The sequence below is a fragment of the Hyalangium gracile genome, from assembly GCF_020103725.1.
Taxonomy (GTDB): Bacteria; Myxococcota; Myxococcia; order Myxococcales; family Myxococcaceae; genus Hyalangium; species Hyalangium gracile.
The window spans coordinates 269,806-281,684 of the sequence record NZ_JAHXBG010000004.1 but is presented as its reverse complement, the minus strand read 5'-3'; the positions used below and the strand labels follow the sequence as shown (position 1 = coordinate 281,684).

Genomic DNA, 11,879 nt, shown 5'->3' with positions numbered 1-11,879 from the left:
CAGGACGCCTCGGTGCACAAACCCGGCGCGGGGCAGGCCGCCACACGAACTTCCCAGGCGCTGGGATTCCGAGAGGTTGCCAGCGGCAGAAGCGTGGCACCGGTGTTGCTCCTCTCACCGGTATGAAAAACATCCTCATCGTGGACCATGACCGCTTCACCCGAGCCGTGATGCGCAGTGCCTTCGCGCCACACACGGGGTTCCAACTCATGATGGCCTCCAGCTACCTGGAGGCGCTCTGGGCCCTGTGCGAGCAGGAGATGGATCTGGTCCTCATCCAGATGGGAATGCCCGAGCACCAGAGCTTCGATCTGCTGACCTACATGGCCAACTACCGCTCCAAGGTGCCCGTCCTGACGCTGAGCCACGCCAGGCAGACGCCGAGCATGGGAGACGTGCTCTGCTGGAGGGGACACGTGGCCCGGCCCATCCAGCCGCACGCGCTGATGTGCCGGGTGAAGGATGGCCTGAGGGATGTCGAGCGCGGGGACTACCGGCCCGTGGTGCTCCACGATCTGCTCCGCATCCTCGCCCACGAGCGGTCGAGCTGCATCCTGCGGGTGAAGGCTGGCCTGCGCTCCGGCTACTTCCAGCTGAGCTCGGGCCACATCACCCACGCCGTCTGCGGCTCCTCGCAGGCCGAGACGGCCGTGCGCCAGATGCTGAGCTGGCAGTCCGCCTGGTTCCGCGTGGAGCCGGTACCCACCCGACTGGGCCTGTCCCTCTACGAGGAGGCCCCGGCGGCGGAGTCGGTGGCGTAGCGCCCCACCTCTTGCCTCCGGTGGTAGGGGGTGCTCCGCCGTCCGGCGGGCGACGGCCCGACCGAGGCCCCGCACTTTTCCCTCCCTCCCGGCGTCCAGGTGGATAGCTTTGTGCCCATGAAACCTGCGCACAAGGTCCTGCTCTGCATCCTGGATGGTTGGGGCATCCGCAAGGAGCGCGAGGACAACGCGATCCTCATCGCTGGAACCCCGAACCTCGACCGCATCTCCAACGGCTTTCCCTTCACCGAGCTGCAGACGTCCGGCCTGGCCGTGGGCCTGCCCGAAGGGCAGATGGGCAACTCGGAGGTCGGCCACACGAACATCGGCGCCGGCCGCATCGTCTACCAGGACCTGGTGCGCATCAACCGGGCCTGCGAGAACGGCGAGCTGGGCAACAACCCCATCATCCGCGCCGCCATGGACAAGGCCAAGGCGGACGGCAAGGCGTTCCACCTGCTGGGGCTGGTGTCTCCCGGCGGCGTGCACTCGTCGATGGACCACCTCTACTGTCTGCTGAAGGCCGCTCGAGATCGCGGCCTGCCCCACGTCTACATCCACGCCTTCCTGGACGGGCGCGACACCCCGCCCCAGAGCGGGCTGGGCTACGTGGAGGAGCTGGAGCGCTTCCTCAAGGAGACGCACGCCGCGCGCATCGCCACGGTGGGCGGGCGCTACTACGGCATGGACCGCGACAAGCGGTGGGACCGCGTCAAGCAGGCCTATGACGCCATCGTGCACGGCCAGGGCGCCAAGGCGCCGGACGCGCTGTCCGCCATCCGCGCCTCGTACGCGGAGAAGATCACCGACGAGTTCGTCCACCCCACCGTCATCACCCAGGGCGACGGCACGCCCGTGGGGCGCATCCGCGACGGGGACGTGGCCATGTTCTTCAACTTCCGCGCGGACCGGGCCCGAGAGATGACACGCGCGCTGGCCTACCCGGACTTCAAGGAGTTCGACCGCGGCGGGCTGGTGCTGGGGCGCTACGTCTGCATGACCCAGTACGACGAGACGTTCGATCTGCCCGTGGCCTACGGGCCGGAGCAGCCGCAGGAGATCTTCCCGGAGCTGCTGGCGCGCGCGGGGCTCAAGCAGTTCCGCACCGCGGAGACGGAGAAGTACGCGCACGTCACCTTCTTCTTCAACGGCGGCCGCGAGGTGGTGTACCCCGGCGAGGAGCGGCACCTGGTGCCCTCGCCCCGGGACGTGAAGACGTATGACTTGAAGCCGGAGATGTCCGCGCGCGAGGTGACGGCGGAGCTCGTCAAGCGCATCGACTCGGGCAAGTACGACTTCGCGCTGGTCAACTTCGCCAACCCGGACATGGTGGGCCACAGCGGCAGGCTGGACGCGGCCATCCAGGCGGTGAAGGTGGTGGATGAGTGCCTGGGGCAGCTCGGCGCCGCGTGCCAGCGCAACGGCTGGGTCCTGGCCATCTCCGCCGACCACGGCAACTGCGAGCAGATGAAGGATCCGGTGACGGGCGAGCCGCACACGGCGCACACGCTCAACCCGGTGCCCTTCCATCTGATCCACCCGGACTTCCGCGGCCACAAGCTGCGCCCCGGCGTGCTGGCGGACATCGCCCCCACGCTCTGCAAGGTGATGGGCCTGGCCCAGCCCCCGGAGATGAACCGCCAGGGCCTCCTCTGATGAGGCCCCCGTGGCGGCCGGGCGCCCACTCCAGCAGCGCGGACCCCTGGTCCACCTGGAGCACCTGCCGCCACGCCCCGAGCTTCTCCGGGGAGGACAGCCACAGCTGCTCTCCGGAGAAGTCGTCCCGGTAGTCCCCGTTGGCGCCGGTGAGGAGCTCCTGCACGCCGTCGGCCTTCAGCACGCCGCCGCGGGCATACTGGTTGTCCTGGAGCACGAAGCCCGGGCGGAACGAGGCGCGCCCCAGCCGCAGCAGCTGCGTGCCTCCCCGGACGGTGTTGTTGCGCACGGTGAGCCCGCTGGCCACCTGCCCATCGGCCGCCAGCATCAGCGCGTAGCTGGCCGTGCTCTCGATGGTGTTGTCCTCCACCCGCACGTTCCTGCCACTCGCGATGCGGATGCCATGGCCGTTGCCCTCCGGGACGTTGCGGATGTCCTGGATGACGTTGCCCTCCACCCACACCTGCTCGGTCTCGGCGCTGTCCACCACCGAGACGCCGCGCCCCGCGCGGGAGATGAGGTTGCCCTGGATGGCGATGCCTCGGGCGCCGCCGTGGATGACCACCGCCTCGCCCGCCGACGTGCCGAGCGCGCGCAGCGCGGTGTTGGGGAAGCCGTAGAGCTCGTTGCGGCGCACGGTGACCTGGTGGCACCGCTTGATGTCCACCCCGTTCTCGCCCTCGTCGTGCAGCGTATTGCCCTCGATGAGCAGGGTCTCCGCGGGCGCCGTGCCCGCCTGGCACTGGATGGAGTCGCCCGAGTTGTGGTGGATGTCGTTCTCCCGGATGACGACGTTGCGCGACGGGCCCACCACCGCCACGCCATGCGAGTCGTCACCGGACTTGATGAAGTGGTGGATGGCGTTGTGCTGGAGGGTGATGTCCTGCCCCCCCTCCACGAGCACGCCCGCGCCAGCGGTTCCACCGTGGAGCTCGCTGTCGACGAGCGCGGCCTGGGTGGCGCCCGCCTCGAAGGTGAGGGCAACCATCGGAGCGCCGTCGACGTCGACCTCCAGGTTCTCCACGCGCCAGCGCCCCCGCACGCGGATGACGGAGCCGCGGCTCCTGTCACCCGGTACGAGGGTCGGCCTCGGGGAGCCCTCTCCGCGCAGGGTGATGGAAGCGGCCCCGGAGCCCCGCGACTCCAGCACGAGCTGCTCCGCGTACACGCCGGGCTGCACCCGGATGACATCCCCAGGGCTGGCGAGCGCCACGGCCCGGCTGATGGTGCGCAGCGGAGCCTCGAGTGTTCCCTTGCCGCCATCCGAGCCCTTCGGGCTCACGTACCAGCTCTGCCCGGTGGGCTCGGGCGGCGTCACCGGCTTCTCCGGCGGGAGCTCCACCCGCTGGGGGAACTGCACATCGGAGATGCGCATCTCCGTCTGCGTCGCCGGCTCACAGGCGTTCAAAAGCAGGCACGTGAGCACTCCGCATGCGCCGCCGAGGCCTTGCCGACCGTTCGCCCATCGCATCCCGCTTGCCCCCTTCCCGCCTGACCTTACGAGCCGCCCAAGTTCGCCATGGGCCAGGCCGTCATCAAGGTGGACTCGCGGGCTACACCCCACTCCCCCTCCCATACCCGTGGGCGCATGTGTCACAGGACGGTGCGCCACTGAACCGTACGGACCGGAAGCTGGACGGCGCCGTCCCTGTCCGGAGACGCGACCGGGAGCACCGCCATCGCAAGTGCCCGTCCTCTCAGGGGACCACAGGTTGGCGCGCGTCGTGCTCCTCGCGCGCGGGCGCATGCGCTCATCCTTCTTCGGCGGACTCCTGGAGCTGCTCTACCCGCCCTCGTGTCTGGCCTGCGCGCAGGTGCTGCCGGCGCGCGCCTTCTTCTGCGAGACGTGTGACACCGCCGTGGAGCGCGTCCCGCCCGCCTGCTGCCGCACCTGCGCCGAGCCGGGCCGCTTCGTCTCCGGCGAGTGTCCCCGGTGCCACCTCCACCCGCCGCCCTTCGCTCGGGCCTGGGCGCCCTTCGCCCACGAGGGGCCCGTGGCCCGCGCCATCCACCGCTTCAAGTACGAGGACCACCCCGAGCTGGCGGCGCCGCTGGGCGAGCTGCTCGCCCTCGAGGCGCACTCGTTCCTCAGCCGGGCCCCCTCGCTGCTCGTCGCGCTGCCGCTGCACACCCGCCGCTTCCGCGAGCGGAAGTACGATCAGACGCAGCTGCTGGCCGGCGCGCTCGCCAAGGCCACCGGCCGCCGCGCTCCCGTGGGGCTGCTCGCCCGCACCCGCGAGACGCAGCGCCAGGTCGGCCTGTCCGAAGAGGCTCGCACCCACAATGTGGCCGAGGCCTTCACCGCCTCGTCCGCCGCGGCGGGCCAGTCGCTGATCCTGATCGACGACGTCTTCACCACCGGGGCCACCACCCGGGCCGCGGCCGCGGCGCTCCGGGAAGCCGGCGCCGTCCGCATCGAGGTGCTGACCATCGCCCGGGCCTTCAGCCTCTCGACCTGAGCAGGCCCAACCCATGGAATTCACAGGGGACTCACATCTCCCACCCCGGACTCTCCTCGTCTTCCGGCATGGCCTGGGCTTGGCGAGTCCCAAGGGTTTCGCTTGTTTCCTGAGATTTTAGGTCGTATATATTTTCACAGCATCACTGCATGTGAGATAGGCCCTCACGCCTTTCGCAGAGGTGACTCTTCATGGCGCTGGCACTGGTTCCGGGGCAGGCCGAGCGGTACTCCACATTCATGCTGGGCGGCGAGCACTACGCGGTGCCGGAGGGCTGCGTGCGCGAGGTCCTCCAGGACGCGGCCGTCGTCCACGTCGCCGCGGCGCCCCGCTTCATGCGCGGTGCCATCCACGTGAATGGCAAGCCCGTGCCGGTGGTGGATCTCGGCCCCCGGCTCGGCCAGGCCTTCCGCTCCACCGCCGCGCGCACCGTGGTCTTCCTCGTCGAGGTGCAGCGCGAGGGGCAGCCGATGCTCCTGGGCCTCACGGCCGACGCGGTGGGCCAGCGAGTGCACCTGAGCTCCCGAGACGTGGTGGCCGCGCCCTCCTTCGGCGCCGCCAGCCCGATGGACTCCTTCATCGCCGGCATGGGCCGCCATGGGGACGGGCTCGTCCTGCTGCTGGACGTGGACCGCATCCTCTCCGCGTCCGAATTGCTCGCGGCCGATGAGTTCGCCGCCTGCGCGGAGGCCCCCGACGCCGCCCCGAACGACCGGAAGCTCCACCCGGTCTGAGCTCGCTCCCCACCCCTGGAAGCAGGCGGGCTGCCCCGCCCTCACGCCCCGGCTGACGCTCCTCCCTCCTGGAGAAGTGTCCCGGGGCGACGTGTTTTTCACGCCCCGTCTCCTTTTCGGTTGCCTGACTGCCGTCCGAGGCCGCATGCAGGGGAAGGCGCACCTCGTGCCGCCTGTTCATCGGCGTCACTCCCACCCGGGTTCCCATGGCCCACCCCACTGAAGGACGAGGGATACGACGGATGTCGCGTTTCACATGGCTCGCCGCTGTCTTCCTGCTCACCAGCCCGCTGCTGGCTTCCGCGAAACCCACGGACCCCGCCGCCGAGGCGGCCCAGCACTCCTCGACGCGAGCCCTGGAGCTCGCCTCCTCGCCCCGCGGCGCGGCCTACCTCATCCGGCTGCATGGCCTGGTGGAGGAGCTGGAGGACATCACCCCGCTGGTGTCCACCTACGCGCAGATCGCCAGCAAGCGCAGCGCTGATCCCGGCACGCGCGCCACGGCCACCATGCTGCTGATGGACCTGGAGCGCACCCGCGGCCGCACGGTGCGGGCCGCCGAGGTGAATCGCTCGCTGGGCTTCATCAACGACTACTACGTCGTGGGCGGCTTCGAGAACGAGGGCAAGAGCGGGTGTGACACCGACTTCGGCCCCGAGGCGGCCACGCTGGACCTGTCCGCGACGTTCGCCGGCGCCAAGGGCCGCGAGGTGTCCTGGCGCAAGCTGGCGGTTGCGCCCACGGACGGGTACGTGGACCTGGCGGCGGCGGTGCGCCCCAACAAGGAGGCGGTGGCCTACGCGCTGACGTGGCTGGAGGCGCCCGCGGAGACGCAGGTGGCGCTCAGCCTGGGCACCTCCGGGGCCTTCCGGCTGTGGGTGAACGGGCAGCTGGCCACGCGCGAGGACCGCTACAACCTGCCGCGGCCGGACCAGTCCCGCGTGGCGGTGAAGCTGCGCAAGGGGCTCAACCGCGTGCTCCTCAAGGTGTGCCAGGAGTCGGGCCCGCTGGGCTTCTACCTGCGCCAGGAGCCCATGGGCGGCCGCGGCGCGGTGAAGGTGGTGCTCCCGGCGACGCCGCCCGCCATCGAGCGCGGCACGATGCCCTCGCCCCAGGCGCTGCCGACCCTCACCTCGGCGATGCGCGAGCTGGTGACGAAGAAGCCGGACGACGCCACGCTGCGCGGCGAGTACGTCACGGTGCTCAGCTTCTTCCGCGCCTATGACGAGCGCGAGCACACCGCCACGGTGGAGGCCGAGCGCGCGGCGAAGGCGGCCCCCAACGACGCGGGCCTGCAGCTGCTGGCCGCGGCCAACCAGCGGGACGACCAGAACCTGCGACGCCAGTACCTGGAGAACGCGCTGAAGGCGGCGCCCGAGTCCGTGGAGGCGCGCCTGGCACTGGCCGAGCACGAGCTGGATCGCGGCCACCCGGAGAGGGTGCCCTCGCTGCTCGATCCGGTGGTGAAGAAGCAGCCCGAGTCCGCCTCGGCGTGGCTGACGCTGTCGCGCGCGTACGAGGCGCTGGGCGAGAACGTCCGCGCGCAGATGATGGTGGAGGAGACGTTCCGCAAGCTGCCGCGCGTGCCCCGCGTGGTGCGCGCCGCGGCCACCGCCTCGCGCAAGATGGAGCGCACCCAGGAGGTGCTGGACCGGCTGCGCGTGGCGCTGGCGCTGCGCTATGACGACTCGCCCAGCCGGCGCGTGCTGGCCTCGCAGCTGGCGGACATGGGGCAGATCGACGCGGCCATCCGCGAGTACTCTACGCAGCTCACCCTGAACCCCTTCGACAACGAGTCGCGCGTGCGGCTGGCGGAGCTGCGCGCGGCCAACGGGCAGCTCGAGTCGGCGGTGGCCACGTTCGCCGAGGCCCGGGCGCTCGCACCGGACGAGCCGGAGGTGTACGAGCGCGAAGGGCGTGCGCTGCTGGCCGCCGGGCGCCAGGACGCGGCCATGGCCGCCATGGAGCGCTCGCTGGCGCTGCGGCCGCAGAACCCCGCCCTGAAGGAGGCGGTGCGCACCCTGAAGGGCGAGTCCGGCAGCTCCGGCACGCGCTTCCTGGTGGACGCCTCGAAGTACTTCAAGGAGGCGGACGCCTACCCCAACGAGGACGCGGTGTACCTGGTGGACAGCACCTACGTGCGCGTCCAGAAGAACGGGCTCACCAGCGAGCAGCACCAGCTGGTGGTGAAGGTGCTCAACCAGCGCGGCGTGGAGGACTTCCGCACCCAGCCGGTGGCGTACTCACCGGACCGGCAGGAGGTGCACATCATGCGCGCCCGCGTCATCAAGCCGGACGGCTCCATCGTGGACAGCTACGGCGACACGGAGCGCAACATCAACGAGCCGTGGACGGGCATGTACTACGACGCCCGCGCCAAGATGCTGAACTTCCCCGCGCTGGCGCCGGGGGACATCCTGGATCTCCAGTACCGGATTGAGGACACGGCGAAGGACAACCTGCTGTCGGACTACTTCGGCATGGTGGAGAACATCCAGGGCGTCTATCCGAAGGTGCACTTCCAGTACATGGTGGACATGCCGAAGGAGCGGCCCCTGTACTCGAACTCCGCGAAGCTGCCGGGGCTCAAGAGCACCCAGGAGGAGCTGGACGGCGGGCGTCAGCTCTACCGGTGGGTGGCCAACAGCGTGCCCAAGGTGGTGCCCGAGCCGGGCATGCCGGGCTGGGCGGAGATCGCCCCGCCGCTGCACGTGTCCACGTACAAGACGTGGAACCAGGTGAGCAAGTACTGGTGGGGGCTGGTGAGGGATCAGCTCACGCCCAACGACGAGCTGCGGCAGACGGTGGAGCAGGTGCTCAAGGGCGTGGACCGCAAGGACGACCAGGCGGTCATCCGCGCCGTGTACAACTTCGTGGTGACGAACACGCGCTACGTGGCGCTGGAGTTCGGCATCCACGGGTACAAGCCGTACCGGGTGGACCGGGTGCTCGCCCGGCGCTTCGGGGACTGCAAGGACAAGGCGAGCCTCATCCACGCCATGCTGAAGCTGGCGGGGGTGGACAGCCGCATGGTGCTCTTGCGCATGCGCAACCTGGGCAACCTGACGGAGGACGTGGCGAGCCTGGCGGCCTTCAACCACGCCATCGTCTACGTGCCCAAGTACGAGCTGTACCTGGACGGGACGGCCGAGTTCCACAACGCGCGCGAGCTGCCCAGCGCGGACCACCGCGCCAACGTGCTCATCGTCGAGCCGGACGGCACCAGCAGGTTCCTGGTGACGCCCGAGGCGAAGGCGGAGAACAACTCCACGCAGCTGGCGATGGCGGTGACGCTCAAGCCGGACGGCTCGGCCGAGGTGAAGGGGGCCAGCACGGTGAAGGGGCAGACGGCGCCGGAGTACCGGCGGGCCTACCGCACGGCCTCCTCGCGCAAGTCCACCTTCGAGCGGGCGTGGGCGCAGAGCTTCCCGGGCCTGACGGTGAACGAGGTGAAGCTCAACGACACCACGGTGCTGGACAACGACGTGGAGGTGGACTTCCACATGTCCATCCCTCGCTACTCGGAGGTGCTGCCGAATGGGGCGCTGCGCTTCCTGCCGTTCGGCACGGGCCGCACCTACCAGCAGGCCTACGCCACGCTGGTGGAGCGCCGGTTCGACCTGGTGATGCAGGGCCCGTGGATGAACACCTTCACCCTGCGCTACACGCTGCCGCCGGGCTACACGGTGGCGGAGCTGCCGCCGACGATGGAGGAGAAGCACCCCTGGGGCCGGGTGCGCCTGGCCTACCGCCAGGAGGGAACCCAGCTCATCGCCGAGGGTGAGGTGGCGATGACCTCCGCGCGCGTGAAGGCGGACGAGTACACGGCGTTCCGCAACTTCCTGGGCCGGGTGGATCAGGCCTTCGGGCGCAAGGTGGTCCTCAAGGGTCCTCCCATGGGGAAGACGGCCGAGCGCTGACACCCGGGCGGCCGCCCTCGGCCACGAAGAGAGGCTGACCCCATGTCGATGACAGCTCCCCACGGCTCCCCGTCCGCCCAGGAGGTCCACGCGGGCCAGGCAATCTATACCCGCTGGAGCCTGGCCCTCGCGTATGACCCCGTCGTCCTGGGCTACTCCAACCGCTTCCTCTGGAAGTGCCAGACGAAGCGGCTGCTGGAGATGTACGACGAGTACGTCTCCAGCAACCACCTCGATATCGGAGTGGGCACGGGCTACTTCCTCGCGCGCTGCCGCTTCCCATCGCCTCGGCCTCGCCTGGCGCTGATGGATCTCAACCCCAACAGCCTGGAGTACGCGGCGCGCCGCACCGCCCGCTACCAGCCCGAGCGCTACCAGCGCAACGTCCTGGAGCCCCTCCAGCTGGACGTGCCGAAGTTCGACACGATCGGGATGAACTACCTGCTGCACTGCATGCCGGGCGCGCTGCCGGAAAAGGCGGTGGTGTTCGACCATGTCCGCCCGCTGCTCAACCCGGGTGGCCGCGTCTTCGGCGCCACCCTCGTGCAGGGCGACGTGCCCCGGAGCGTGTGGGCCCAGAAGCTGATGGACCTGTACAACCGCAAGGGCGTCTTCCACAACGAGCGGGACACCGTGGAGGACCTGAAGCAGGCGCTGCGCCAGCGCTTCGCCGAGTCCCGCGTCACGGTGCAGGGCTGCGCCGCGCTGTTCTGGGCGAAGGCCTGAGGCTCTTCCCCCGTCTGGAGTCAGTCATGATGGGTGCTCATTCCTACGAGAGGCACCATGGCGATCGATCCACGCGGAGCAGACCTCAAGCGCTACAAGCAGGAAGACCCGGGAGGCCCCGTGGTGATGTTGAACCTGCTGCGCTTCACCGAAGGCGGCCGGGCTTCCTATGACGAGTACGCGCGCGCCATCGGCCCCTTCCTGAAGAAGGTCGGAGGCCAGGTGGTGTACGCGGGCGATGGCTCCACGACGCTGGTGGCCGAACCCGGCCAGTCCTGGGACGCGGTGTTGCTGGTGCGCTACCCGAGCCGCACCGCCTTCCTCGAGATGGTGGCGGATCCGGAGTACCAGAAGATCACCCACCTGCGTACCCGCGCCTTGAAGGAGGCGGTGCTCCAGGCCACCACGCCCTGGGGTGCCAGGTAATGGCCTCTTTCGGCGGGCTCTACGGCCTTTCTCAACCGAAGCGAGGATATTGCTCGGGGGCCTTGCCCGTGCTGTCCACCACTCGAGGGTATTTCGTCCGAGGGGAGCGGTGCGCGTGGATGTCCCGCACCTTCACGCGGAAACGGTGGTCATCGCCGAAGTCGTAACGGAAGATGAACTCATGGCCCTTGGGCAACCCGAATGCCCCCAGGGGAAGGCTCATCGGGCTCGGTCTCCCTGGAGGAGCAGGGAGCTCGTCACTCTCGGCATCTCCCTGTTCGGCATCGGTGTCGAAGCTCCAGTCAAAACCGAGCGCCTCCTCTTCCCTGTCCGGGAGAATGAAGCGGCCGTCGCGCAGGTCCCCGGTGAGGGCGAACTCGTACAAGTGGTCGTGGTCCCACCCGAAGGCCCCCAGGATGGCGTCGACGAGCTCGTCGAGCCCCTGGGAGGCTGTCAGCTCCACGGTGCGTGAGACGCGCCCCAGAGACGCCTGGAAGGCGTAGACTCCTTCCGGTGGCTCGACAGGAACCGCGACGCCCGCGGCATGCAGCCAGCCCCGAGCGAGGAAGCGGGGAGCGAAGGCCCGGTCCTTGTATGCCACGCGCTCGAGCGCCGAACGAGCCGACACGTCCAGCCCACCCTCCTCCCGGAAGTGCAGGCGCCCGTAGAGCGCAGTGGCTTCGGTGCGCACCGTGACATCCGAGTGCGTCAACCAGGCCTCGAGCTGAGCGCTCGCCGCCGCATCTCCCTGCTGATGGGCGATGAAGGCCACCGACGCCACGGCCATGCGCCTTCGCCGGGCTTGAAAGGAATCTCGCTCCCGGCTCGTCTCCAGCGCGGCACGGAAGAAAGGCAGCGAGTCCGGGCTGGCCTGGGCGCCCACCTGCCCCAGCAGGGCCTCCTCGGCGTATGTCCGTCCTGCGCCCGTCGTCTGCCACACCCGTTCGCAGAGCTGCTCGGCCCGCTTGCGCTCGCTGGCCGACAGGCGCGTCGCCATGTGGAAGCCCCCCAGCCCCGAGATGCGGCCGAAGTCCCGCCGGCCTGTCGCGTCCCCCAACATCCTCTCCACGGACGCGAGCACCGCGAGGAATCGCTTCCGCGCCTCTCCGTCCCTCCGCTGGCTGGCACCTTCGTGGGCGAAGGCGAGTGTCTCGAACCAGTCGTCCCGTCTCATGCCCTGGGTTGTCCTCCCTCGTC

The 11,879-nt window shown here is 69.7% G+C and carries 8 protein-coding genes and 1 pseudogene; 7 read left to right on the top strand and 2 right to left on the bottom strand.

Annotated features, from left to right (window positions below):
* The first annotated feature begins 122 nt into the window (after positions 1 to 122).
* Positions 123 to 761, top strand: a complete 639-nt coding sequence (locus KY572_RS10060) for a response regulator (protein ID WP_224242328.1) — start codon at positions 123 to 125, stop codon at positions 759 to 761.
* A gap of 117 nt (positions 762 to 878) precedes the next feature.
* Positions 879 to 2,417, top strand: coding sequence for a 2,3-bisphosphoglycerate-independent phosphoglycerate mutase (gene gpmI, locus KY572_RS10055; RefSeq protein ID WP_224242327.1), 1,539 nt, complete (start codon positions 879 to 881; stop codon positions 2,415 to 2,417).
* Between the two features lie 214 nt (positions 2,418 to 2,631).
* Here the strand turns inward: gpmI and KY572_RS10050 are convergent.
* A pseudogene (locus KY572_RS10050) lies at positions 2,632 to 3,792 on the bottom strand (right-handed parallel beta-helix repeat-containing protein); the annotation flags it as partial.
* 370 nt (positions 3,793 to 4,162) lie between these two features.
* On the opposite strand from KY572_RS10050, the gene KY572_RS10045 reads away from it, so the two are divergent.
* The 5 genes from KY572_RS10045 (at position 4,163) to KY572_RS10025 (ending at position 10,682) form a co-directional block, all read left to right on the top strand.
* Entirely contained in the window at positions 4,163 to 4,876 is a 714-nt protein-coding gene (locus tag KY572_RS10045) for a double zinc ribbon domain-containing protein (RefSeq protein WP_224242542.1), read from the top strand.
* 191 nt (positions 4,877 to 5,067) lie between these two features.
* A complete protein-coding gene (locus tag KY572_RS10040) occupies positions 5,068 to 5,610 on the top strand; it encodes a chemotaxis protein CheW (RefSeq protein ID WP_224242326.1) in 543 nt (180 codons plus the stop codon).
* A gap of 242 nt (positions 5,611 to 5,852) precedes the next feature.
* On the top strand, positions 5,853 to 9,530 hold the full coding sequence (locus tag KY572_RS10035; protein ID WP_224242325.1) for a DUF3857 and transglutaminase domain-containing protein: 3,678 nt from the start codon (positions 5,853 to 5,855) through the stop codon (positions 9,528 to 9,530).
* A gap of 42 nt (positions 9,531 to 9,572) precedes the next feature.
* Positions 9,573 to 10,256 (top strand): class I SAM-dependent methyltransferase, encoded by a 684-nt coding sequence (locus KY572_RS10030; RefSeq protein ID WP_224242324.1) that lies wholly within the window; start codon positions 9,573 to 9,575, stop codon positions 10,254 to 10,256.
* 57 nt (positions 10,257 to 10,313) lie between these two features.
* Positions 10,314 to 10,682, top strand: a complete 369-nt coding sequence (locus KY572_RS10025; RefSeq protein ID WP_224242323.1) for a DUF1330 domain-containing protein — start codon at positions 10,314 to 10,316, stop codon at positions 10,680 to 10,682.
* A 31-nt stretch (positions 10,683 to 10,713) separates the two neighbouring features.
* Here the strand turns inward: KY572_RS10025 and KY572_RS10020 are convergent, their stop codons facing one another.
* The gene (locus KY572_RS10020; RefSeq protein ID WP_224242322.1) at positions 10,714 to 11,856 is read right to left on the bottom strand and encodes a plasmid pRiA4b ORF-3 family protein; all 1,143 of its coding nucleotides are present in this window, start codon (positions 11,854 to 11,856) and stop codon (positions 10,714 to 10,716) included.
* Between the last annotated feature and the right edge of the window lie 23 nt (positions 11,857 to 11,879).